Raw genomic sequence first — 24,621 nt, forward strand, 5'->3', positions numbered from 1 at the left:
AAAGAGGGTGGAAACATGTTTGATTCAATAGATAAAGCTCTGGAGCGTTTGAAGCAAGGGAAGCTTGTCATCGTCTGTGACGATGAAGACAGGGAAAATGAAGGAGATCTTGTCGGGCTTGCGGAATACGCGACCACGGAAATGATAAATTTTATGATTACTCACGGGAAAGGTCTCGTGTGTACACCGGTAACTACGCAGGTAGCTGCTGAGCTTGAACTCATGCCGATGGTTAAAAACAGCACGGATCCTAACCAGACGGCTTTTACCGTCAGTGTAGATTATAAAGATACAACAACAGGGATTTCAGCGGATGAACGCGCCTTAACCATTCGTAAGCTCTTGGACACAGATGCCCAGGCGGGTGATTTTCAGCGTCCCGGCCACATCTTCCCGCTTGTAGCAAAAGAAGGCGGGGTGCTTCGCCGTGCCGGCCATACGGAGGCGGCAGTTGATTTAGCAAGGCTGTCGGGCACTAAGCCTGCCGGTGTGATTTGTGAAATTATTAAAGAAGACGGAACGATGGCAAGAGTCCCCGATCTCAGGGAAATGGCGGATGAGTTTGATATTCCGATGATCACAATTGCGGATCTGATCAAATATCGCTATCGCAACGAAAACCACGTGAAGAGGGAAGTAGAAATCCAACTGCCGACAGAATACGGCGATTTCAGAGCGGTTGCTTTTACCAATGATATCGATTATAAAGACCACATCGCTTTAATTAAAGGAGAGATCAACCCAGGTGAACCTACACTTGTGCGTGTCCACTCGGAATGTTTAACTGGTGACGTCTTCGGGTCATACCGATGTGACTGCGGTCCACAGCTCCACAATGCGCTGAAGCAAATCTCAGAAAACGGCAGCGGTATTCTCGTGTATATGCGGCAGGAGGGCCGGGGAATCGGCTTATTGAATAAGATGTATGCTTATAAGCTGCAGGAAGAGGGGCTCGACACGGTGGAAGCGAATGAAAAGCTGGGCTTCGGACCGGATTTGCGTGATTATGGAGTAGGAGCCCAAATATTGAAAAATCTCGGCATCTCTAAACTTAAACTGTTAACAAACAACCCTAAGAAAATTTCCGGTCTCGGCGGCTATGATTTGGAAGTTGTGGAGAGGGTACCGATTCAAATGGAATCGAGAAAAGAAAACGAAAATTATTTAAAAACAAAACAAACGAAGCTTGGACATTTGTTCCATTATTAAGGAGTGGTGAAGATGGTAAGAACTTTGGAAGGGAATCTAGTAGGCAGCGAATTGAGAATTGGAATTGTTACGGGGCGGTTTAATGAATTTATTACGTCCAAATTATACGAAGGAGCCGTCGATGCCCTGAAACGCCACGGCGTCGATTTGGATCAAGTCGAAGCGGCATGGGTGCCTGGCGCCTTTGAAATCCCCATGGTAGCTGGGAAGATGGCGAATTCAGGGAAGTACGATGCTGTGATTACGCTTGGAGCCGTTATCCGAGGCTCTACGCCTCATTTCGATTACGTGTGCGGGGAAGCGGCCAAAGGTGTTTCTCAAGCCTCGGTTCAGAGCGGGGTACCCGTCATTTTCGGAGTGATTACGACGGATACGATCGAACAAGCGATCGAGCGAGCTGGAACAAAAGCTGGTAATAAGGGCTGGGAAGCAGCGGCAGGAGCCATTGAGATGGCAAATTTAAATCGTTTGTTTGAATAGTTTGCTGCCAAGCCTAATGATTTTTCAAGCTTAAATTTAAGACAAGCCTGCATTAAGAACCGCTTCAGAACAAACTGAAGCGGTTCTTTTGTGTTTTCCTGCATAAATAAAGGGAAATAATCAGTCAGAAGGGTTTTGTAATGAAGGGGGAACAGGCATGGGTACCAAAGTGGTATGGTTTAGAAAAGATCTGCGTTTAAATGATCATACGGCGCTGGCTAAAGCGATAGATAACGCTGGTGACAACGACAGCCTCCTGTTGATCTATCAGATCCATCCTGCGTTAATAGAGAATTTTACTCCTCGTCATGATTACTATTTCCAAACACTCTGTTCATTCGTGGAAAGCTGTGAAGAACTCGGAACTCCTCTACATTTTCTATATGGTGAACCAGAGGAGGCGTTCAACGATTTGCTGAAAACGGAAGAGGTAGAGGAAGTCTATTTTAATTATGACGAAACGGGGTTTGGTAAAAGAAGGGATGACTTGATTATACAATGGATGGAGAACAGAGGCATTGGTGTTTTTCCTGCCATTGATCATCATATCCATAGTGCCAGGGAGGTGAATAAAAAGGAAGGCGGGCACTATAAAGTTTTTTCCCCGTACTTCAAGCAATGGCAGCAGTTAGATAAGCCGAAGCCAAGAAAAATAGATCATGAGAAGCTGAAGAGGCTGGTTATAGACAGGGAGAACGATTTTGTCACTGGCAGGAAGCGGTATGAACACTTAGTAGGAAAATGCCAGGGGAAATGGGGAGGCACAGGAGAAAAGGATGCTCTCGACCGCCTGCAGTGGTTTCTTGAGGGAGCCATCTATGATTATGACGAGGACCGTGATTTCCCTGCAGTGGACGGCACAAGTCTGATGTCCCGTTATTTGCGGACAGGGGCAATTTCTCCGCGGACCGTATACTCCAAAGTCATGGAGGAAACCGATGGCAGAAAACAGCAGAAAGGAATAGAAACGTACGTACAGGAGCTGGCTTGGCGAGATTTTTATAATATGATCTATTACTTTTACCCTGATGCGGATGATCTTGAAATGGTGCAGAAATACCGTGGCCTTTCCTGGAATGAGGATGAGGAGCTCTTCCGTGCGTGGAAACAGGGAAGAACCGGCTTCCCGCTGATCGATGCCGCGATGCGCCAGTTGAATGAAACAGGCTGGATGCACAACCGGCTGCGGATGGCCGTGGCATCATTTCTTACGAAGGATCTACTCATGGACTGGCGTTTAGGGGAGCGTTACTTTTCTGAACAACTGGTGGATTATGATCCGGCTTCCAATATCGGAGGGTGGCAGTGGGCTGCTTCCACAGGAACAGATCCTGTCCCTTATTTTCGAGTGTTTAATCCTACCACTCAAGGCGAGCGCTTCGACCCTCACGGACGATTTATTAAAGAGTGGGTCCCGGAGCTTAAAGATGTCCCTAAGAAATACATTCATGAGCCTGGCAAAATGTCAGACAGCGATCAGTGGGAAAGCAGCTGTGTCGTAGGGGAGGATTATCCTGAACCGGTCGTAGACCATAAAACAATGCGGAAACGAGCCATCGAAATGTTTAAAAAAGAAACGTGAACAAACGGCGAATTTGAAAACGGAAATGATTAGGAAACGGCATGAAGTTATGAAATAATAAGAATATTAAGTTACATAGAGGAGGTTATTGAAGTGACAACACACCAGCAGCAATTAGAAAAGTACGCTGAACTAGCATTAAAAAAAGGCGTCAATCTTCAAAAAGAACAAGGTCTTATTATTAACGCGCCGATCGAGGCATCGGACCTTGTACGAATCATTTCTGCCAAAGCCTATGGCAAAGGAGCAAAGGACGTTCATGTGGAATGGTCTGATGAAATTCTCACTTACTTGAAAATGAAAAATGCGCCTATGAACGTGCTGGAGAACTTTCCGGAGTGGAAGGCTAAGGGATTAGAGACAATGGTCGAGGATGGTTATGCCCTCTTATCTGTTTACGGGCCGAATCCTGATCTGCTTAAAGAAGTAGATTCAGAACGAGTGGCAAAAGCCAACAAAGCGACCGCGGAAGCTCTGTCCAACTATCGGGATTATATTATGAACGATAAAGTAACCTGGAGCATTGTCGCCTACCCGCAGACAGCTTGGGCAGAAAAAATGTTCCCGGATGCTCCTGTTCAGGAAGCAAAGGAGAAGCTTTGGGAGCAGATTTTTTCCATTACGCGTATTGATCGGGACGATCCGATTACAGCCTGGGAAGAGCACAATGAAAAGCTGAGGCAGGCACGAGAATATTTAAATGAAAAGCAATATAAGCGGCTGCATTATAAAGCACCAGGCACCGAATTAACGATTGAGCTTGTCGACAACCACATCTGGCACGGGGGCTCGACCCATTCTGTTGATGGTGTCGAATTTAATCCGAACATGCCGACGGAAGAAGTCTTCACCATGCCGCATAAATACGGCGTTCAAGGGAAAGTGACCAGCACGAAGCCGCTGAACTACGGCGGGAACTTAATTGAGAACTTCACGCTTACGTTTGAAGATGGCAAAGTGGTCGATTTTGAGGCAGAATCCGGAGAAGATACATTAAAGCATCTGCTTGAAACCGACGAAGGAGCAAAACGGCTGGGTGAAGTAGCTCTCGTTCCTAACGAATCGCCCATTTCCCAGTCCGGTCATATTTTCTTTAATACGCTCTATGACGAAAATGCTTCCTGCCACTTAGCTTTAGGGAAAGCCTACCCTACCAATATTAAAGAGGGCTCTTCTATGGATAAAACGGAAATGGATGAACACGGAGTCAACGACAGCCTTGTCCATGAAGATTTCATGATGGGCTCCGCTGAACTCGACATCGACGGTGAAACGCAGGACGGAAGCTTCGAACCTATTTTTCGTAAAGGCTCCTGGGCCATGGAGTTCGAATAACCATTGAACTAGACATTCCCTTAAAAGGAATACCTTAGATAGAAGAAAATAAACCGTAAACCCGGATCATTAATGATTCGGGTTTTTATATTCAGTCTCCAAATGGCGAACTTACCTGCATCCTTTAGCCACACAGAAAAAAACGAGTTTTTCCCTCGCCCTTAACCCAAATAAGAGCCTGACAGACCTTTACTTTAATCCCATATTTATCGTTTGAAAGTGTATCTATCAGCAAGCATTTTTTACATATTGAAGTCATTCATGACAGAGTTTAACAGCTTCGTTACAGTTTGTTTAAATCGAAGTGATTTACGCATGATTTGCTTTTAAATATGGTAAATATAAGGTGACTGACCACGTCTATGACGAGTAGACAGATAAAAAACAATAGTCTATGAAAATAAAGGGTGAATTCAATGAAAAGGGAAGCATATTTTGATAATGCCAAATTATTGCTTATTTTTCTCGTTGTGTTTGGCCATATGATCCAGCCATTCACAGACGGATCTAGACCGATATACACGCTGTATACGTGGATCTATACCTTTCATATGCCTGCATTTATATTCCTGTCCGGCTTTTTTGCCAAGGGATCAGGCCATAAAGATTACATTCTAAAGCTAGCAAGAAAATTAATTCTGCCTTATTTAATCTTTCAATCTGTGTACACGGGCTATTTTTTCCTAATGGGCGATGAAGATTGGCTGAACGGACCGTTTCTGCCGCATTGGTCATTATGGTTCCTATTCAGCTTATTCTGCTGGCATATCCTTCTGTATTGGTTTAAGAAACTCCCGCCGGTTATGGGGATCCTTATTTCCGTAGAAATAGGGCTGATTATCGGCTATGTCAGTGACGTTGGACAATTGTTCAGTCTTTCCCGAACTTTTGTGTTCTTCCCGTTCTTCCTGGCAGGTTACTGGCTGACGAAGGAGCAAGTGCACAAATGGAGGACGACCTGGGTGAAGGAAGCAAGCCTGGTGGTAATGGCTGTGATTGCTGCAGTTATTGCGATTTTTCCGGAATTCAGTTCCGGTTGGCTGCTTGGCTCAAAATCCTACGAAGTGCTTGGCACTCCTGAACTTGGCGGATTGTTCAGACTGGCGGTCTACATTCTGGCTGGATTGATGACCATTAGTATTCTTGCCTGGGTACCGAACAAGGAGTTCCGCTTAAGCCATTTTGGTTCAAGAACTCTTTATGTCTATCTTCTCCATGGGTTCATCATCCAATTCATCAGGCATGAACATTTATTCAAAGTGGATAATATTCTCGACCTTCTCGGACTTGCGATAATGGCGGCAACGATTGTTCTTATTCTGTCGACGAACCCGATCCGCACCTTTACCCAGCCTGTCATTGAAGGGCGCACGAGCCAGCTGCAAAAGTGGTGGGCGAGAATAACCAATAAACAATCTTCTATAGAATCATGACGACAAGAGAACTCCCTCAGCCATGAGCGCTGCTTAAAGAACGGATGACTTTTTAAGTTATGCATAAAAAAAGAAGCCGAATTGAAACGATAATATCGTGCAATTCGGCTTCTTTTATACGATCTCTGTTGAATCCACAATGAGCGATCGGTAGTGACGCCTGAAGAAACAGCGCGAGTCGAAGATCCACTTGGTCAAGTGATCTTCTTGACCAAATTAGCTGAGGCACAGTGCCTGCTTCAAGCATCCACCGACAAGCGATTCGTGAGAATGAACGACAGACATTACAGCATCTATAAATTTTGAAAGAACTTTTTCAGTGGCCACATGTACTATGGGAGGTTCTCTATGTGCGTGAAATGCTGCCGGGTGTTTGGGTGGATGGAAAAAGGGAAATGGTAAACAATAGGTAAGAAGCAAATGAAGGAGGCGTACGTTGATGTCAAAGAAGATCCTTATGATTGTAACAAATGCAGACCAATTGGATTCTGGACATACGACAGGTCTTTGGCTGCAGGAGTTTGTTGAGCCTTCCACTGAATTTAAAGACGCCGGCTTCGAAATTACAGCGGCCAGCCTGAATGGTGGAAAAATTCCGATTGACCCGAACAGCTACAGTAACCGCCTTCCTAAGGTATGGGATGGAGTAATGGAGCCTCTAAAAGATACGAAGGTGCTCAGTAAAATACAGCCTGCCGACTATGATGCTGTTTTTCTATCCGGCGGCCACGGTACAATGGTTGATTTTCCAAACAGCGAAGTGTTAGCTAACGTGCTCCAGCATTTTGCGGACAACCACAAAATCATTGGAGCTGTCTGTCACGGACCGGCCGGTTTTATTGGAGCAGAAAAAAGTGACGGGAAGCCGCTCGTGAATGGCGTTAAGCTGACCGGTTTTACGAATGAAGAGGAAGCAGAAACAGGTTTAACAGACGCTTTGTCTTTTATGCTGGAAGACAAGCTTTCTGAAGCAGGAGCGGAATTTGTTGCCGGGGGAGCTTATCAGGATCATGTAGAGGTGGATGGAAACTTTGTGACAGGACAAAACCCACAGTCGAGCTTAAGCGCAGCACAAGCCGTTGTACGCCTGCTGCAATAGGAAAAAAAGCCGCATAGGAAGAATATTCCTTGCGGCTTTCTGCATGTCTCATTCATTTTCTTGATTAGAATAGCAGGTGAGCAGCTAACGCGATCACTGGAAGCGTAATAATTGTACGCAGAATAAAGATAATAAACAGTTCAAAAATATTCACCGGTACTTTGGAACCGAGAATCAACCCGCCGACTTCAGACATGTAGATGAGCTGCGTCACAGACAAGCATGCAATGACAAATCTGGTCATTTCACTCTCGATTGAGCTCCCGAGAATAGCCGGGAGGAACATGTCCGCAAACCCGACGAGAATCGTTTCTGAAGCTGCTTCAGCTTCGGGAATGTGTAAAAGCTCCAATAAAGGGATGAACGGAATTCCAAGCCACTGGAAAAAAGGAGTGGACGTGGCGATGACGAGCGCAATTGTCCCAAGCGCCATAACGATCGGGGCAACTCCCATCCACATATCCAGAATGTTCTGTGTGCCTTGCTTCAAAAAGCTCGCAAAATTGCTGGAGCTCGCTCCTCTTTCCACCGCTTTTTGATACCCATAACTGAACACGTTATGATGTCCAGGAATGCTTTCGTCGATATCGCCGCCTTCTTCTGTTACATACGTATCTTTTTTACGCGACAGCGGCGGAATTCGTGGCATGATCAAGGCTGCAACAAAACCGGAAGCAACGACGGTAAGGTAAAATGGAACAAACATAGTATCAAGACCTACCTGTTGAATCACAACAAGGCTGAATGTAATCGAAACGACTGAGAAGGTCGTACCAATTACAGCTGCTTCTCTCTTCGTGTAGAAGCCTTCTTCATACTGTTTACTTGTAAGCAAAACGCCGATCGTCCCATCTCCCAGCCACGAAGCAAGCGCATCGATGGAGGAACGTCCAGGGAGTTTAAACAGCGGGCGCATTAACTTTGTGAGCAGGACTCCAAATAATTCAAGCAGTCCATAATCCAATAATAAAGGCAGAAACAGTCCTGCAAATAAAAATACTGCAAACAATACATGAAGCAGGTCACCCAGTAGAAGGCCGCCTACATCATCAGAAATAACAGCCTCCGGTCCAATTTGAAAATAGACCATGATCGCAAAGATCATTCCGAGTACTCTCGTAATGACCCAGACACCGGGAACATCAAGCAGTGACGTGAAAAAAGGCGATCTTTTCACTGCTTCCGGCCGCAGCGCTTTTACAACAAGGGTGCTGATGGCCGTAATCGAGATAATCAACATCATAATTAAGGACAGCTGGTTTGCGAGGACCTCTTCGACCCATCCGGCCAGAATAGCGATCGGAATCGTAACGGATCCATCTTCTGAATTGTAAATGGGAACCATAAATAAAATAATACCGATTAAAGATGGAATAATAAAACGTAAGTGGGAAGAAAGCTTATGCTGCTTAGCTTTCATAAAGCATCTCTCCTGACTGGCGCTAATATTTATACAACGTTCTACATTTTAATACATGTATGTATAAATGCCAAGAATTAATTTCTTCCATAATGGTTTATTCGACTTTTTCTGCAGGAAATCCTTCAATTAAGAACAAGAGAAGCGGGGGAGTGGTGATGAGGAATTTTCCAGTTCCGCACATTCAAATAGAAGATGATGTCCACCAGGAAATAAAAGAAGAGCTGGCGCCGTATATGAAAATTACAGCTGGTTCAGGAGACGGAAGCGTTTTAAAAGAACTCCCAGCATCTAAAGCGCAGATCCCTGTAGTCTGTGTAACGGAAAACCAATGGGAAAGCATCCAACTCCGAAAAGAATTCTTTCGTAAATTATACGTCCTTGCCTATTTTCGCCACGTAGAAAACGCTAAGCAATTATTCGCGTTTCATTCAGAAAACAAGTATCTGCTGATGAGCTATCATTCTTATTTGTTAAAGCAGTTGGGGGCGATTGCAGCCAACCATAAGCAGGAGTCTTTTACAAAAGTAAGAAATACCTATAATGAGAAGCTTGAAGAACTATTAAAATACCCGGCTAAAGCTTCCTCACATGTGAATGTGTGTCAGCATATAGCCGGGTATTTTAAACACGAGCTTACAGAAAACGAGAAAGAAGCACTGAAATCAAAGATGATGGAGTACCTGGATGGAAGTACGTCACTTTCTGTAATCACCGAACAGTTATATTCTTTGGCGGATCGGTATCAGAAAGACTATTTATTACAGCAGACCTATTTTGCACCTTATCCAACGTACCTTGTTACTATTTGATCTACCGAACGTCCATAACCTTCGCCAAACATATTTAAATGCACAAGCAGATAGAACAGCTGATATAGTGGCTTAATGTCTTCATAATGTGGCGGCAGCGGACTGGTTTCCTCGTAGGTTTTATAAAAGGAGGAAGGAAACCCGCCAAATAGCTCTGTAAAAGCTAATTCAAAGGCAGGATCACCATATAGTACAGAAGGATCGATTAAATAAGGTCCATCCGGTCCTGTCATCCAGTTGCCTCCCCACAGATCGCCATGCAGTAACGCCGGCTTTGGCTCGTGGGTAATCCACTCCTCAAGTCTGCTGATTACTGTTTCCAGCTTTGAACGTCTGCTGCCAGCCATTCGGTCTTTAGCTATAGCTGTGGTAAGCTGAGGCTTTAAGCGGAATTCACGGTAATAGTCAAGCCAGCTTGAACACCACTCATTTGGCTGTTCGAGGGTGCCGACAAATGTAGATTCCCCAAGACCGAATTCATTTGCCTGCTGCTGGTGAAGGCGGGCAAGCTCATGTCCAAGCCTCTCGCCATCAGCCGACTGGCTTCCGCCTTCAATCCAGTCCATCACGAGCACAGCTTGTTCTCCGTTTTCCGGCTCGTCATAGTAATGAACCTTTGGGACATGAATGGTATTCGTTTCCTTGATAAGAGACAAACCGTAAGCTTCTGCCCTGAAAAAATGGGCAGGGACGTGTTCATTGCCTTTAATAAAATATTCTTCAGCTTGGGTCTGTACATAGTAAGCACGATTAATATCTCCGCCGCTCACCTGCTCTACAGCTGTGATGGGAGAGTGGTCTCCTAGATGATCGAGTGCACGTTCTATCGCTTCCTTCATAGTTCCTCCTTTTATCCTTAGTGCGAAATTCAACCAGAATCTTTAACCGCTTCCCGTAAATCAAGTGATAATCGTCTTAATGGAAAGAAGAGCCGGGTCGGTCCCAGACTTTTTCATAGGCAAAAATTTTATTCACTTCTATAAAACCCAACTGTTTATAAAGCTGTTCTGCTTGTTCATTTAACGTCCGTACGGAGATTGTGACAACCTCCAGTTTATGAATTTCCATTGCATATTGCAGGGCATGCTCAATCAATTTGCTGCCGATTCCTTTGCCGCGGTGGGCTTTGGCTACGTTGACAAAACAAATCTCTCCTTCTTCTTCAGCCAGGATTGTTTCAAAGTAAACATATCCCATAAGTTCACCGTTTTGTTGATATCCCCATAGGTTATTAGCAGCCTGCTGACTGTAATTCATGATTTCATCTGCCGAATAATAGGCTCCTTCAGGATGAAGCTCCTTGAGGCGGGGGAGATCTTCAGGCTGTAACGGCACAATAGCAGGACTTCCTTCATGGCTGGGGGAGTAATGCTCTTTATGAAGGGCAAGTGTTTTTTCAACATTATAAAGGCTGAAATTGTGTCGCTCGGTAAAAGCGACCAGTGCATGATTGGCTTCAAAACAAGCGACCTTTACGGCCTTGAAATGGAGCTGAATCGTTAAGGAAGCTTTGTCCCACAATTGTTCTATGACGGCTTCCTCATCTTCTAGAGCGAAAGGCCCAAGGAGACGGCAGAGATTCTGCTCAAAAAAAGGCAGGATGCCGAGAAAGCCGATCATATCTCCTTCATCGTTCCATGCTACATAAGCAAGAGGCTCCTGGAATTGAGTGAGTGTCCAGATTTGTTCGAAAATTTCGTTTGGATCAGACGCAAGCCAAGCAACAAAATGCTTATCCTGAGCATTCATATCATGAAGCCATTGCGCAGTTTTATGTAAATTCTTTACTTTCAGTTCAGTCACGTTCATTTGATCACCTTCTCCTTCTAATCAAAGCATGCCACAGACTGCCTTTACTTCTCAACTAAATAGATAGTTGTACGGATTTTTTAAAAAAATCAGGGGAGAATGATTGAAAGGAGGCAAGCGGGGTAATAGGAATAAAAAAAGTATTAGGATTGGTGGACGTCTATGGGGAATCGACGTATGAAATACATATCGATCTATCGGATTACGGTAATCGTTTGGATGGCGGCAAAGTTTTTACTGCAAATCTTCTGGTTTCAAACCAGGCACCGGATGTGGGATCAGGAAACGAAGCGGGCATGGAAGGAACTGTTGGAAAAACAAGCCCGTGAATACAGGGAAAAGGCTATTCTGCTTGGCGGTTTGCTGATTAAATTCGGCCAGTTCCTAAGCTCACGGGGAGATTTACTGCCTCAGTCGTTTATCGAGGAGCTGGAGGGATTGGTGGACCGTGTAGAACCGACACCTTTTCGATATTCGCGAAGAATTATCGAAAAAGAATGGAAGGCACCGCTCGACCACTTTCTTTCTCACATTGATGAACAGGCGGTAGCTTCAGCGTCAATTGGCGAAGTCTATAAAGCTTTTCTCAAAGATGGGACTCCGGTTGCGGTGAAAGTGCAGCGCTACCGGGTCAACGATATATTCAAAATGGATTTTAAGGCGCTTCGAATTGTGTTCTGGATGCTTTCCCGCTTCACCCGTTATGGAAAAAAAGCCGATTTAAAGGCCCTTTACCGGGAAGTAGTCCTTGTGATTAGTAACGAGCTTGACTTCACGATGGAACTGAAAAACGGCTTGCATTTCAAAAGCCGGTTTCAAGATTTTCCTTCCTTGTATATCCCGGACTATTACGAGGATCTTTCGACCAATCGGGTGCTCGTCATGGAATGGATTGAAGGGACAAAAATTACGGATTTATCCTTTATTCATAATCACGGAATTAATCGCGAGCAATTAGCCAAAACGCTGTTTGATTTAGGGATTGATCAGTTTCTTTATGCAGGCATGTTTCACGCGGATCCCCATGCGGGAAATTTAATGCTGAAGTCTGACGGTACCCTTGTGTTGATTGATTTCGGGATGGTAGGGGAAGTACGTAATGAAGATGTTCATTCGCTTAGGAAAATGATTCAGGGATTTATCCTGGATGACTATGACAAAGTAATTGAGGCTTTGCGGGAAATGGAATTTTTACTGGAGCATGCCGATACCGAACATATGAAAAAATTACTCAAACAAACGACAACGATGTATTTGGAAGGGAATTTTGACAAGCTGGATGCGCATATGATGAATGATATCCTGAATGAAATGCAGGAATTTGTCAAAGAACAGCCAATCCAGCTGCCTGCTGATTATGCTTTTCTTGGCAGAGCGACCTCCATTATTATCGGAGTGCTGACGACGATCTATCCGAAGGTGGATTTAATTCAGTGGGGGAGACCGGTCATGAAGGAATGGATGGCCGGCGAGGATTCTGCGTATGCCTTATACAAGAATATAGCCAAAGAAACCGCACGTCCGTTGCTGTCTCTTCCACGTGCCCTTGTGAATTATTTGGAAGATGGGGATAAACAGCGGAAAGCCGAGCAGGTCCGCCAGAGTCATCAACTTTATCATCAGTTTTATTTATTTTATTCGCTGTTGTTTTTTGTCATTTTTGCAGCTGGAGGAGTGTTAACGGGTCTTTCAGTCATGGAAGTCGTTTTCTTCCCTGTCTGGATCGGGGAAGCAGCGGCCGGTGTTGGAGCAGCAGGCTGGCTTTTTTTCATGATCAGCCACTTTCGCTTATTAAAAAAATATCATCAAAACAGGAGGAATGAACGATGAGTGAACTGTTGAAGAAAGGGTTCTATTTAGGTCTTGGTGCGGCTGTGAGCGGTAAAGAAAAGTTTGAAAAGATGGTCAATGATATGGTTTCAAAAGGGGAGATGACTCCTTCACAAGCTAAGTCCATTATTAACACGTGGATCTCCAAAGGAGAGAGTGTTGACAAGGATTGGAACGGCCAGGCGAAATCGAAGCTGCAAAACCGGATGAAATCGTTAGGTTTTGTCACGAGGGAAGAATATGAAACGCTGGAAGCAAGAATTGAAAAACTGGAAAATCGACCGTGAATAAGCTTTTCTACTAACCATAAAAAACAAAAAAGGGTCTGGGACATAAGCTTTTCAGCAATGATAAAATCCGAATGAAGGTGAATTTCTTATGAATAGTTCACCATCGTTCGGATTTTTTGTAAATTAACGCCACAATTATTTCCTGTCATTTCAGTGAACTATTGTCTTATTAAACGGAGAAATGGGTCTCTGTAGTTCGGTTTACGCAGGTGAAAGCGAAGCATGGAATAGATAGAGGACCATGCCAGCGTAGGAAATACACGGACCTACGTCCTGTAGGCCCGCGAAAAGCAGAGTGTATTTCCGAACCGGCTATTTCAGCATCTAAATCATGCACTTATATTTTGAGGAAGGGTTTCTTCGAGATGAGGAGCATCTACTTCCACATCTTCTTCTGAAAGCTTGAATCTTTGTAAAAGCTCTTCCAAACGATCAGACATGTCAGCCAACTCTTTGGCATGACTGGCGATTTGTTCCATGGAGCTGTTCGTCTGCTGAACGGAAGCGGTCGTTTGTTCGACCCCTGCCGCAGCTTCCTGGGAACTGGAGGCTACATTCTCAATGGATTGATTCATGTCTTTCGTATGAACTTCAATATCATTGATATTGTTTGAAATGCCGTTGATTCCCTCCACCATAAACTGGATAGAATTCTGGATGGATTGGAAGGTTGAGCCTGTCGATTCAATTTGCCGGCTGCCTTCTTCCACTTTTTCGAAACCATTTTCGAGTGAAGACGAAACTTCTTTTGATTCGGACTGAATGGTCGTTACCATCGTTGTGATTTCGCCTACAGACCGGGATACTTGTTCTGCGAGCTTTCTTACTTCATCAGCAACGACAGCAAAACCTTTGCCGTGTTCCCCGGCCCGGGCAGCTTCAATCGCAGCATTTAAAGCCAGCAGATTAGTTTGTTCAGCAATATCTTGAATGACGTGGATCAGCTTTGTAATTTCTTTTGACTGATGATCGAGATTGTGAACTTTTCCTACCGCAGCTTCCATCAGCTGGTGAATAGCGTTCATTTGCGATACAGATGTATCCATTAATTCCTGGCCATTATTGCTCAGCTCAAGAACGTGACTGGAGTCTTCGGAAACTTTGACTCCAGCTCGGTTGGCAGCAGCAATTTTATTCGTTAGTTTCTCCATAATTTCAGCGAGGGAAGAAGCATCGCCCGCCTGCTGCTCTGAGGATGAAGAAAGCTGTTCCATTGTAGATGCCACCTGTGAAGATGCTTCCTGGACCTCATAAGAAGACTGCTTCAGCTCATTGCTTTGGCTCTGCACTTTGCCGGAAAGGGCGGAGACTTCTCTGAGGAGCTCCTCCAAGCTTGCCTTCATCACATTCGTGGATGCCCCAAGCTGGCCGATTTCATCTTTGCTGTCATAATCAAATGGTGCATGGTAAAGTTCACCGTCAGCAATTTGATCAGCTGAAGCGACAAGCTGCCGCATTCTTTTCTTTACTAAACGGTTCACAAACAGCATGATAGCTGCCCCTGCAAGGATGGCGATGATCGTGGAGATGATTAGGATGAGAACGGTCGCAGCCATGTCATCCTCTGCTTGTTTCACAGAATCAGCCATTTGGCTCTGTGCTTCATTTTGAAGCTTGTCTAATTCTTCAACAAGATCGCGCCTTAGCCCTTGAGTCTTTGTTCTTAACGTATTAATCTTTTCAGTATTGCTCACGTTGCCGACCATTTCCTTTAAGAACAAGTCGTTTACCTGCTGATCCAGCTCCTTGATGGAAGCAAGGCTTCTGCCCATGTCTGTCTCAGCGAACTGCTCGTCATATTTCTTCAGCAGTTTATCAAACTCAGCCTGGTTTTCCTGAAATTCCTCAATATAAGTGCGTCGTGGTTCACGGACGTAGTCTGCAATCCGGATATCCTTCGTACGCGCAAGAGAAGCAAGCTCGCCTGCATCAATAGCTGTAGTCCCTCGTGTATCCAGCATTTGTACATCATCCTTGGCCATTTCCAATTGCATAAATACGAAAATAATAGCGATGACAAACAGCACTACCGTTGCGATAAATGCTGTTCCGTATTTCCACCCAATGCTAAGATTTTTCCACATAATTCTCCCCTAATCTTTGAAAGCATAGTCTACATTTCTCTATTCTATTTATCGACCAAAAATTTCAATTCTTTACAACGTTTCAAAGCTGGGAAAAAGGGCTAATTAACTATAGAGAAATAATCACAAACTGACGAAGGGGTTGCCGTAGAATGAGATGCCTTCGATTCGTGCCGCTTATCGTGCTTGTAACACTTCTGAGCGGCTGCCAAATACGTGTGTTGAATCCGGCTAGTGATACCGCACAAACCCAGTCTAATCTCATTTACTTAAGCTTTGGACTAATGATGCTTGTATTAATTGTGGTCATTATTTTATTTACGCGTTTTGTTTATAAATACCGGGAAACGGGAGAAAGAATAGGCTGCATACCCGGAGATAAAAAAGAGAACAAACTGTATGAAATCATATGGACGGTACTCCCTGTACTTTTGCTGGTTGTTCTTGCGGTCCCAACGGTGAAAGCAACCTACGACCTTACGTATAAATCAGCGGCCGGGGAAGGATTTAAACAGGATGCGGTCAATGTTCAAGTAGAAGCCCGGCAGTTTGCCTGGACATTTACATATGAAAATGGGAAAAAGTCACACACTGAGCTTGTCCTCCCTGTAGATAAAAAAGCAGCATTGACGATTTCCTCTGTCGACGTGGTTCATTCCTTTTGGGTGCCGAGGCTCGGCGGAAAGATGGACGCGATTCCCGGCAAAAAAACACACTTAGCCTTCGTTCCAAATAAACAAGGGACGTATCAAGGGAAATGTGCGGAGTTCTGTGGATCCGGGCACGCAACGATGCGTTTTAAAGCCCGGGTTGTCAGTGAAGATGAATACGAAAAATGGCTGAGAACAGAGGGGGAATGAACGATGCATATACCTAAGGTTGGATTTGTGCCTTCAGATATTATTTTTTCCTGGATTGTGATGATACTTGGAAGCGCAGTTCTCTTGTGGTTGCTTACGAAAAATAATGTATGGCCGGTCATCTTTGACTATTTAAGGACGACCAACCACAGAAAAATCGGTACCATGTACATTCTCTTATGTACGCTGTTTTTCTTCAGGGCAGGTATGGATGCCATGATTATCCGAACACAGCTTGCCGTACCGGATAATGAATTCTGGGTCTTTCAAGCAGATAAATACAATGAAGTCTTCACTACCCACGGCACTGCCATGATCTTCTTTGTGGCCACTCCCTTCCTGCTGGGGCTGATGAATGTGGCTGTTCCGCTGCAAATCGGTGCAAACGATCTTGCCTTTCCATTTTTAAATGCCGTCAGTTTCTGGCTGTTTGCATCCGGGGCGATCATCTTTAATATCGCCTTTTTCATGAATGCCGCTCCAAATGCCGGCTGGACCGCGTACACGCCGCTTTCCAACGATTCATTTACAACCGGAGTGAACAACAATTATTACATATTCGCCCTGCAGGTAGGGGGACTCGGGACGATCTTAACGGCGCTTAATATGATTGTTACGATCATCAGGCTGAGAGCTCCGGGAATGAAATGGACACGCCTGCCACTGTTTTCCTGGTCGGCTCTTATTACAAGTGTCCTCATCATGATTGCCTTTCCCGTTTTGACGATCGCTCTAGCGCTCTTGATGTTTGACCGCTACTTCGGTACTTCCTTTTTTTCCGGAGGAATGGGGTCGACGATTTACTGGCAGCACTTGTTCTGGATTTTCGGCCATCCAGAAGTGTACATTCTCATTCTGCCAGCCTTCGGGGTTTTTTCGGATGTCATTTCTACTTTTTCAAAAAAGCGGGTATATGGGTATACATCGATGGTTTTTGCGCTTGCGATTATAGGTCTTTTAGGTTTTATGGTATGGGCGCACCATATGTTTACCGTAGGCTTAGGAGCTTTCGCTAATACGTTCTTTGCCATTACGACGATGATGATTGCCGTCCCAACCGGAGTGAAAATATTCAACTGGCTGTTTACGATGAGGGACGGGGTCATCCGGATGTCGACGCCTATGCTGTTTGCCTTGGGATTCATCCCTACGTTTGTCATGGGCGGAGTAACCGGTGTCATGCTTGCTTCTGCTGCTGCGGACTTTCAATATCATGATACTTATTTTGTCGTTGCACACTTTCACTACGTCATGGTCGGAGGGACGATTATGGGGGTCTTTGCCGGCATTTACTATTGGTATCCGAAGATGACTGGAAAAATGCTTAACGAAAAATTAGGCAAGTGGCACTTCTGGCTGTTTTTAATTGGCTTTCACGTCACTTTTCTGCCGCAGCATTTTGCCGGACTGAATGGCATGCCGCGGCGGGTGTTCACCTATACCCCTGAAGACGATATCTTTATCTACAACTTCATAAGTACAATTGGAGCCTACATTATGGCGTTCAGCATGCTGTTTTTCGTTTGGAATATTTACAAAACCCAGCGCTGCGGAACTAAGGTAGTGGGCGATCCTTGGGACGGGCGCACCTTGGAATGGTCCGTCGCATCGCCGCCACCGGAGCATCCTTTTGACCCGATGCCGCAGGTGAGCTCCATTGATAATTTCTGGTACCACAAATTGAACAAGGTTCCTTTAAAAACAGCGGAACATCCGCGTCCTTCGCCGATCTCAGTAGAAACGTACAAGCCGGTTCTCATTGGATTGACGATGATTTTGTTCAGCATTGCCTTTGTTTACAGTTGGTTTTGGCTTGTTGTGATCTTAGGAGCTGTCAGTCTCGCATTCTTCGTTATCAGGACGTTTACAGATGAGAGAAAGCCCGTGTATGAGAAGGAGGAAGAATCATGAAGCAGCTCGCGTCTGAAGCTTTATTTCAGGATAAACGGCTAGGATTCTTCCTCTATCTTGCCGTTGAAGCGATTATGTTTTCCACTCTATTTGCTACGTATGTCATTTTTACTCCAGGAAAGAGCGGAGCGACGCCTACGGAGGTTTTCGAGCTGCGAGAAGTCATTCTTACTTCCGCATGCCTGCTTCCAAGTAGTGCGACACTGTTAATCTCTGAAAGCGGCTTAAAGGATGGGAAGCGGTGGAAGATCTGGCTTGGGCTTGCTATGACCTTTATCCTTGGCGCTGTCTTTCTTGGACTGGAAGTTCATGAATTTTATAAATATGCCCATGACGGCTACACGATCAGCATGAATAATTTTCTTGCTTCCTTTTATGTGCTCGTTGGGCTTCATGCTTCCCACGTCACCTTCGGCCTGGTGTGGATGATTTTATTAATGCTTCAATTCAGGCAGAAGCTTCCGCGTGCTTTGTTTGTGGAAAAGCATAAGATCTTTAATTACTACTGGCACTTTGTAGATGTCATCTGGGTGTTTATCGTATTGATTGTTTATAGTCCATATGTATTCTAGGAGGTTCTTTACATGGTACAAACAACTTTAATGACCTTAGTCACTCTTTTATTAATTCTTGTGATCGTTGTTCCTCTGATCCTTGTTCTGCGCTTGTATTTTCACGATAAGCAGCAGAGAGAGCATTCGGTTCTGCGCAACTTTCCGGTTTTAGGTAAAGCAAGATACATCCTTGAGAAAATGGGGCCGGAGCTCAGACAGTATTTGTTTAATAATGATAACGAGGGGAAGCCATTCACCCGGAGGGAATTTGTCTTCGTTAACGTAGCGGGCAAATACAACAGCCGGATGATTGGGTATGGTTCTGAGCGTGATTTTGAAAAAGACGGCTATTACGTATCCAATTCCATGTTCCCGACGCACAGGGAAGAATTAAAAATTCTCCAGGAGCCAAAAGTAAAAACAAAGCTCTATCAAGTGGATGAAGATAAATTATTCGCCCGGAAAGAACACAGGGAAGATGCGGAAATTGATCCCTATCTGCTCACGGAAGAGAATCGGATAACTCTCGGTAAGGATACCGTGAGACATCCCTTTACGGTAAGCGGGCTGATCGGGCAGTCTGCCATGAGTTTCGGCTCTTTAGGCGACCATGCGATCACCGCTCTGTCTAAAGGATTAGGCATGGCAGGAGGGACGTGGATGAACACAGGCGAAGGCAGTCTCTCGCCCTACCATCTCAAGGGAGGTGTCGATGTCATCATGCAAATTGGCCCTGGGCTGTTTGGGGTGCGGACAAAGGATGGAGAGTTCTCCTGGGAAGAATTTAAGCAGAAATCGGAGATTGAGCAAGTCAAAGCCTTTGAGCTTAAGCTTGGTCAAGGAGCCAAAACCCGCGGCGGCCATGTTGATGGAAAAAAGGTCACCGAAGAAATTGCCGAGATCCGGGATGTAGAGCCCTATCAGGATATTGACAGCCCGAATCGGTTCCGCCAGTTTGATTCCGTAAAGGAAATGCTCACGTTTATCCAGGAGCTTCGTGAAGTGGGCGGCAAGCCGGTAGGGATCAAAATTGTCGTCGGCAATGAGGAAGAAGTGGAAAATATGATAAGGGTGATGAGCGAAGAGCAGTTGGTCCCTGATTTCATCACAGTAGATGGAGGCAATGGAGGGACGGGCGCGTCTTATTTTGAGCTTGCTTCCGGCGTCGGACTCCCGACCTTTGCAGCGCTGCCGCTCGTGCACGACTTGCTCTGTAAGTATGATCTGCGCGAGCGCACTCACATCATTGCTTCCGGACAGCTTATTACTCCTGACAAAATAGCAATGGCGCTTGCCCTCGGGGCGGATATGGTAAATATCGCCCGCGGATTTATGATGACTGTCGGCTGCATCATGGCTGAAGTGTGCCATACGAATAACTGCCCGGTCGGCGTTGCTACCACGGACCCAGATCTGCAGAAGGCACTGGATATCGAAGAAAAGAAATACCGCACCTGCAACTATGTCGTCTCTTTACGTGAAGGGTTGTTTAATATGGCGGCTGCGGCAGGGATCGACAGTCCCACTAAATTTGAACGCAAGCATATCCGCTATAAAGAAGCCTTGAGTAAAGTGTTAACCTTTGAGGAGCACAACAAAAAAGCGGTCCATTAACGACCGCTGAAAAGATTCTTCTCCAACCGTATTTCATCGCTGATAGGAATCCCATTAGCAGCTATAAGAGGGATGGAAGGCTTTCGTCTTCTCGCCTCTCTTACAGCATCTGGGGAAACCTGGGTGATTCGGTAGCCTCTTTTTTGATAGAAAGCCAACGCACGGATGTTGTCATTAGTTGTCGTCAGCTGTACAAGCTCTACTCCGCGAACCTCTGCTTCCGATTCTACAAGCCTCAAAAGCTCGCTTCCAATGCCTGATCCTTCCTGAAGACTATCGAGGGACACGATCTCCAAGCTGCCGCGAGTCTCCTTGAATGTCACCAGCCCGATCAGGTCCTCGTTTATAGTTTGACAGGAAAACCCTTCCAACTCGCGAAGCTGATAAGTCTCCTGAGCCGTAAGCATCTCCAGGCTTCCCCATTGCTCTATAAAAAAAGCATTGAGTTTTTCTTCAGATACGTGTGAAATGGGCAGGTAGTTCAATTTCCGTCCCCTCCTATATAAACGACCAATTTTCCGGCTTTACTGGATTTGAGAAAACCCGTTTGGCTGCTTCGACCCGCTCCCCGGAAGCCTCAGCTTTACCTAGGAACAGCAGCTCCTCTAACGTGACACATCCCATGAAAAGAGAAGAAAGTTCGGCTACATCGAGTTTTATAGATGCATCAGCTTCGTATCCTTCAACGAATTGGGTGCCTGAACCGGAGAAGTGCACGGCGTAATCCGATGGTTTCTCATCCATAAACGAATCAGAGACTTCAAAGGCGATGGTTAAATCGTCTGTGCTGAATGAATAATCTTTCAAGTAGTTCAGAAACAAAGGAAAGTCGACAATGCGGTACATGACTCCTGTTCCTCTGCGGTGGGTTTCATGGTAAATGTTAAAGATCAGGTCATGGTTCGTACGGCGGGGATCATCCAGTAAAAATGCAAACGTGTCATGAAAAGTCGGAAAGACAATATTTTTTACCTGGTCCTTCTGGTTATGAAGGAAATTAATCAACGCTTGAAAGGCTTCTGTTGAGTTGGCACACCAGTTGGTCACATGAAGGTTGTGCTGCAGGAAAGAGTCTCCATGCGCCTGCTTCATTTGAAAACTCATGTATCCTTCTAGTTCGCCAGCTAAATAAACACCGATGGTCTCGGTATCCTCCATTTTAAGAAACCGAAATTCATAGTCCTGCTTATGGCAGGCGCCGTGTGTGCTTTCTGCCCATCTTTTATAGCAGTCTTTGACTCGGGGGAGGTCTTTGTCAGATAATGCTGCTGCTCGTTCAGCATCCTTGAAGAAAGGAAGCTGTGCAGGAGCGAAGTGAAAGACATTCAGCTGTGGACCGAATCCAAACCCCATTCGTCGGTAAAAGTCTGGTTTGAAAGGGTAGAGGTGAGTGAGTGGGCAGTTTTTATCAACCGCCTCTTTTAGAAAATGCTGAAGCAGCTGCTTCGCAAGTCCTTGTTTTTTATAGGGGAGGTCGACGGCTACGGTTCCGATGCCGAGCGTCGGAATTGTCCGGCCATAAACGTTCATCGGGAGGGAGTAATGGATGCTCCCCCGGCCAGTTTGTTTTCGTCATAAATCCCAAAGTGTGCAACGTTTGGTTCTTTGTCCATTGTTTGGCGGTGCTCCGTGTAGCGCTTTTTCGCTTCTTTTGATGTCAGTTTCATGCCGGGATAGCAATGGCTCGATATTTCGGTAAAAGGTTCAAATGCGTTCATTCTTCGTATTTGCATTCAATCATCTCCTCTTCAGGCATCTGCTATTTTATTGTAGTCAAACGAAGGAAGAATAGAAACCGATTTTATTCAAGAGGATGGAAAGGAAGGATAAGAATTCAAGCTTTAAGGGGATCGGTTTTGTTGTAAATAAATTGAAATTTCTGAATGCATCTCGTCTCTTTACATAATCTATGGTATGCTGAGGAATATTTAAAAGGAAGTTTGAAAGGAGATGAGAAGGATATGGCAAGAGAAAAGTGGGGCTCCAAGCTTGGATTTATGCTGGCTGCAATGGGGTCTGCTGTCGGACTGGGCAATATTTGGCGTTTCTCTTTCGTAGCGGGCAACAATGGAGGAGGCGCCTTTTTACTCTTATATTTACTATGTGTCATTATTATCGGAGTACCCCTATTATTAACGGAAGTAAGTATCGGACGCAAGGCAGAAAGCGACGTCGTCGGCTCATTTAAAAAACTCTCGCCTGGAACGCCATGGTTTTTAACCGGTTTTTTTGGCGTATTGAGTGCTTTTCTAATTTTAAGTTTTTATGCGGTAGTCGCCGGCTGGTCGATTTATTATTTCTGGGAATATGTGAGCGGCCAGTTTTTCGTAGAACCAGCGGAAGGGTATGCCGGGGCATTTGGAGGATTTACGGCTCATGCGTGGCATCCGCTTTTATGGACAGCGCTTTTTATGATTTTGACGATTGTCATTGTCTACAGTGGAGTGAAAAAAGGAATTGAGGCTGCGAATAAAATATTTATGCCGCTTCTTGCTATCATATTAATTATACTGGCATTTTACAGCATATCTTTGGAAGGTGCTGTAGAAGGTGTGCGATTTTTATTTCAACCGAATTGGGAGGCGCTTAAAGAGCCGTCGATCTATATTGCGGCCCTCGGCCAGGCCTTTTTCTCCTTAAGCTTAGGAATGGGGGCTATGCTCACGTACGGAAGCTATTTGACGAAAGAGAATAAACTGCCGAGCGCTGCGCTTGGGATCGGGCTTATGGATACCTTCTTTGCGGTTATTTCCGGTCTTGTCATCTTTCCGGCCGTCTTTGCCTTTGGAATTGATCCGAGTTCAGGGCCGCCGCTTGTTTTTATTACTTTGCCGAGTATTTTTGAGCAAATGCCGATGGGCGGCATCATTGGCATCGTATTCTTTTTTGCTCTTATTCTGGCAGCCTTATCGTCTTCTGTATCGATTCTCGAAGTTCCCACGGCCTACTTTATGCGGGTTTTCCATTGGTCACGCCGGTTTACGAGTATATTGATGGGAACGATTATGTTTGCACTTGGGATTACCGTATCGCTGGGATTTGGCATGTGGGCAGATGTGACACCGATTGGGGAGCGGAATATTCTGGATTCCATGGACTATGTCGCTTCTAATATTCTGCTTCCGCTTGGCGGTCTAGCTATGGCGCTTTTTGCCGGCTGGTATTTCAAGAAATCAGAAGCACTTGAGGCAACTGATTTAACTCACTCAGCGATTATAGGAAATATTTGGTACACGATCGTGAAATTTTTGGCACCAATCATCATTGTGCTCATCTTTTTAAATAAGCTGGGAGTCATTTAATTAGATTACGAGTGAATGTTTTGTCCTTTAAGACGGTTCTCACAGGTGGCGACAAAAGCTTGTCAGCCCATCGAACATCCGAATGATGGTGAATTCTGATTAGATTTCACCATCGTTCGGAATTTTTTATGTGGAGGAACACATTTGTCTGGTCAGGTGGAAATATGGATGCTACAGCAGATGTTTTTTTAATCATTTTATGAACATTCACGTAAAGAAAAGACAACTTTTAGCAGAACGTGTTAAACTACGACAGAAGCATAAGTTTAGTAAAAGGAGTTTCTTCAATGGCGATTTCGAATAAAACTGTACTTATGACAATGTCGAATGAAATACAGGAAGCCATGCTGAATCAAAGCGATGAGCAGAAAGTGCGGGAGCACGTCCGCTCCATCCGTCTGCTTGCCGATTTACTGCTGGAGCATGAACGGAGTGAGGCAGGTATTCCGGCAGCTTCATCAAAAGAGAATGGATCCTACCAGGAGCCTACGGCTGAGGAAATTCGTAAGATGATGGGGACAGACAAAGCAGAAGAGAAGTCATCCAAACCGGACCAATTGGATGAAGATGATGCCAATGGCTCATCCATCTTTGATTTTTAACAGAGGAGGAAAACGATGAAGATCTTATTAATTATAGCCGCTCTGAATGGTTTGCTAGCCGTGGCACTCGGCGCCTTTGGGGCTCATGGTCTTGAAGGGAAGATTTCTGAAAAAAATCTCGACACGTGGGGCAAAGCGGTCGACTATCAAATGTTTCATACAATGGCCCTGTTTGCGACTGCTCTATTAATGGGTAAAATTCAATCCGGTCTCATGACTGGAGCAGGGTGGGCATTTATCATCGGCATCCTTTTGTTTTCCGGAAGCTTGTACATTTACGCACCTACAGGTATCAAAACCTTTGCCATGATCACGCCTCTTGGAGGCGTAGCTTTTCTCGTGGGCTGGATTTTGCTCGGCTATGCCATTATTAAATTTCTATAAATAAAAGAAAA

The 24,621-nt window shown here is 45.1% G+C and carries 23 protein-coding genes; 16 read left to right on the top strand and 7 right to left on the bottom strand.

Going from position 1 to position 24,621, the window contains the following annotated elements:
* Window positions 1-15: 15 nt before the first annotated feature.
* The 6 genes from MUN89_RS04780 to MUN89_RS04805 all read left to right on the top strand — a co-directional run bounded on the left by MUN89_RS04780 (window position 16) and on the right by MUN89_RS04805 (window position 7,138).
* Window positions 16-1,209 (top strand): bifunctional 3,4-dihydroxy-2-butanone-4-phosphate synthase/GTP cyclohydrolase II, encoded by a 1,194-nt coding sequence (locus MUN89_RS04780; protein WP_244711857.1) that lies wholly within the window; start codon window positions 16-18, stop codon window positions 1,207-1,209.
* Window positions 1,210-1,221: 12 nt separating this feature from the next.
* Window positions 1,222-1,689, top strand: coding sequence for a 6,7-dimethyl-8-ribityllumazine synthase (gene ribH, locus MUN89_RS04785; protein WP_244711858.1), 468 nt, complete (start codon window positions 1,222-1,224; stop codon window positions 1,687-1,689).
* 157 nt (window positions 1,690-1,846) lie between these two features.
* On the top strand, window positions 1,847-3,271 hold the full coding sequence (locus MUN89_RS04790) for a cryptochrome/photolyase family protein (RefSeq protein ID WP_244711859.1): 1,425 nt from the start codon (window positions 1,847-1,849) through the stop codon (window positions 3,269-3,271).
* A 93-nt stretch (window positions 3,272-3,364) separates the two neighbouring features.
* The gene (locus tag MUN89_RS04795; RefSeq protein ID WP_244711861.1) at window positions 3,365-4,606 is read left to right on the top strand and encodes an aminopeptidase; all 1,242 of its coding nucleotides are present in this window, start codon (window positions 3,365-3,367) and stop codon (window positions 4,604-4,606) included.
* A 416-nt stretch (window positions 4,607-5,022) separates the two neighbouring features.
* Entirely contained in the window at window positions 5,023-6,039 is a 1,017-nt protein-coding gene (locus MUN89_RS04800; RefSeq protein WP_244711862.1) for an acyltransferase family protein, read from the top strand.
* 439 nt (window positions 6,040-6,478) lie between these two features.
* Window positions 6,479-7,138: a type 1 glutamine amidotransferase domain-containing protein gene (locus MUN89_RS04805; protein WP_244711863.1), complete on the top strand. Its 660-nt coding sequence runs from the start codon at window positions 6,479-6,481 to the stop codon at window positions 7,136-7,138.
* A gap of 64 nt (window positions 7,139-7,202) precedes the next feature.
* Here MUN89_RS04805 and MUN89_RS04810 read toward each other — a convergent pair whose 3' ends face one another.
* Window positions 7,203-8,558 (bottom strand): YjiH family protein, encoded by a 1,356-nt coding sequence (locus tag MUN89_RS04810; protein ID WP_244711865.1) that lies wholly within the window; start codon window positions 8,556-8,558, stop codon window positions 7,203-7,205.
* Window positions 8,559-8,716: 158 nt separating this feature from the next.
* Here MUN89_RS04810 and MUN89_RS04815 point away from each other — a divergent pair, with 158 nt between their 5' ends.
* A complete protein-coding gene (locus MUN89_RS04815; RefSeq protein WP_244711866.1) occupies window positions 8,717-9,370 on the top strand; it encodes a DUF1722 domain-containing protein in 654 nt (217 codons plus the stop codon).
* On the opposite strand, the gene MUN89_RS04820 is transcribed toward MUN89_RS04815, so the two are convergent.
* The gene (locus tag MUN89_RS04820) at window positions 9,343-10,209 is read right to left on the bottom strand and encodes a fructosamine kinase family protein (protein WP_244711868.1); all 867 of its coding nucleotides are present in this window, start codon (window positions 10,207-10,209) and stop codon (window positions 9,343-9,345) included. The two genes, MUN89_RS04815 and MUN89_RS04820, sit on opposite strands and share 28 nt — an antisense overlap.
* 76 nt (window positions 10,210-10,285) lie before the next feature.
* Entirely contained in the window at window positions 10,286-11,179 is an 894-nt protein-coding gene (locus MUN89_RS04825) for a GNAT family N-acetyltransferase (RefSeq protein ID WP_244711870.1), read from the bottom strand.
* A 162-nt stretch (window positions 11,180-11,341) separates the two neighbouring features.
* On the opposite strand from MUN89_RS04825, the gene MUN89_RS04830 reads away from it, so the two are divergent.
* Both MUN89_RS04830 and MUN89_RS04835 read left to right on the top strand, forming a co-directional pair.
* Complete coding sequence (locus tag MUN89_RS04830; protein WP_244711872.1) at window positions 11,342-13,009, top strand: ABC1 kinase family protein; 1,668 nt, start codon at window positions 11,342-11,344, stop codon at window positions 13,007-13,009.
* A complete protein-coding gene (locus MUN89_RS04835) occupies window positions 13,006-13,296 on the top strand; it encodes a phasin family protein (RefSeq protein ID WP_244711874.1) in 291 nt (96 codons plus the stop codon). The genes MUN89_RS04830 and MUN89_RS04835 overlap by 4 nt, the downstream gene beginning before the upstream one ends.
* 332 nt (window positions 13,297-13,628) lie before the next feature.
* On the opposite strand, the gene MUN89_RS04840 is transcribed toward MUN89_RS04835, so the two are convergent.
* Window positions 13,629-15,383 carry a methyl-accepting chemotaxis protein gene (locus MUN89_RS04840; RefSeq protein ID WP_244711875.1) on the bottom strand — a complete coding sequence of 585 codons (1,755 nt, stop codon included), beginning with the start codon at window positions 15,381-15,383 and terminating at the stop codon, window positions 13,629-13,631.
* 152 nt (window positions 15,384-15,535) lie between these two features.
* Between MUN89_RS04840 and coxB the strand changes: the two genes are divergently transcribed.
* The 4 genes from coxB to MUN89_RS04860 are packed head-to-tail and all read left to right on the top strand — an operon-like array spanning window position 15,536 to window position 20,322.
* Window positions 15,536-16,243, top strand: a complete 708-nt coding sequence (gene coxB, locus MUN89_RS04845) for a cytochrome c oxidase subunit II (protein WP_244711877.1) — start codon at window positions 15,536-15,538, stop codon at window positions 16,241-16,243.
* 3 nt (window positions 16,244-16,246) lie between these two features.
* Window positions 16,247-18,154 carry a cytochrome c oxidase subunit I gene (ctaD, locus tag MUN89_RS04850; RefSeq protein ID WP_244711879.1) on the top strand — a complete coding sequence of 636 codons (1,908 nt, stop codon included), beginning with the start codon at window positions 16,247-16,249 and terminating at the stop codon, window positions 18,152-18,154.
* Window positions 18,151-18,726: a cytochrome c oxidase subunit 3 gene (locus tag MUN89_RS04855; protein ID WP_244711881.1), complete on the top strand. Its 576-nt coding sequence runs from the start codon at window positions 18,151-18,153 to the stop codon at window positions 18,724-18,726. Before ctaD ends, MUN89_RS04855 begins: the two co-directional genes overlap by 4 nt.
* Before the next feature lie 12 nt (window positions 18,727-18,738).
* A complete protein-coding gene (locus MUN89_RS04860) occupies window positions 18,739-20,322 on the top strand; it encodes an FMN-binding glutamate synthase family protein (protein WP_244711883.1) in 1,584 nt (527 codons plus the stop codon).
* Here the strand turns inward: MUN89_RS04860 and MUN89_RS04865 are convergent.
* From MUN89_RS04865 to MUN89_RS04875, 3 genes are read right to left on the bottom strand one after another with little or no spacing between them, the layout of a single operon-like run.
* Window positions 20,319-20,807 (bottom strand): GNAT family N-acetyltransferase, encoded by a 489-nt coding sequence (locus MUN89_RS04865; RefSeq protein ID WP_244711885.1) that lies wholly within the window; start codon window positions 20,805-20,807, stop codon window positions 20,319-20,321. The two genes, MUN89_RS04860 and MUN89_RS04865, sit on opposite strands and share 4 nt — an antisense overlap.
* Window positions 20,808-20,820: 13 nt before the next feature.
* Window positions 20,821-21,852, bottom strand: a complete 1,032-nt coding sequence (locus tag MUN89_RS04870; protein ID WP_244711886.1) for a GNAT family N-acetyltransferase — start codon at window positions 21,850-21,852, stop codon at window positions 20,821-20,823.
* Window positions 21,849-22,055 carry a hypothetical protein gene (locus MUN89_RS04875; RefSeq protein ID WP_244711888.1) on the bottom strand — a complete coding sequence of 69 codons (207 nt, stop codon included), beginning with the start codon at window positions 22,053-22,055 and terminating at the stop codon, window positions 21,849-21,851. The genes MUN89_RS04870 and MUN89_RS04875 overlap by 4 nt, the downstream gene beginning before the upstream one ends.
* 228 nt (window positions 22,056-22,283) lie before the next feature.
* On the opposite strand from MUN89_RS04875, the gene MUN89_RS04880 reads away from it, so the two are divergent.
* The 3 genes from MUN89_RS04880 (at window position 22,284) to MUN89_RS04890 (ending at window position 24,610) form a co-directional block, all read left to right on the top strand.
* The gene (locus MUN89_RS04880) at window positions 22,284-23,624 is read left to right on the top strand and encodes a sodium-dependent transporter (RefSeq protein ID WP_244711890.1); all 1,341 of its coding nucleotides are present in this window, start codon (window positions 22,284-22,286) and stop codon (window positions 23,622-23,624) included.
* Window positions 23,625-23,911: 287 nt separating this feature from the next.
* Window positions 23,912-24,226 (top strand): YwdI family protein, encoded by a 315-nt coding sequence (locus tag MUN89_RS04885; protein WP_244711892.1) that lies wholly within the window; start codon window positions 23,912-23,914, stop codon window positions 24,224-24,226.
* A 15-nt stretch (window positions 24,227-24,241) separates the two neighbouring features.
* The gene (locus MUN89_RS04890) at window positions 24,242-24,610 is read left to right on the top strand and encodes a DUF423 domain-containing protein (protein WP_244711894.1); all 369 of its coding nucleotides are present in this window, start codon (window positions 24,242-24,244) and stop codon (window positions 24,608-24,610) included.
* Window positions 24,611-24,621 lie beyond the last annotated feature (11 nt).

The sequence above is a fragment of the Halobacillus salinarum genome, from assembly GCF_022919095.1.
Taxonomy (GTDB): domain Bacteria; phylum Bacillota; class Bacilli; order Bacillales; family Halobacillaceae; genus Halobacillus_B; species Halobacillus_B salinarum.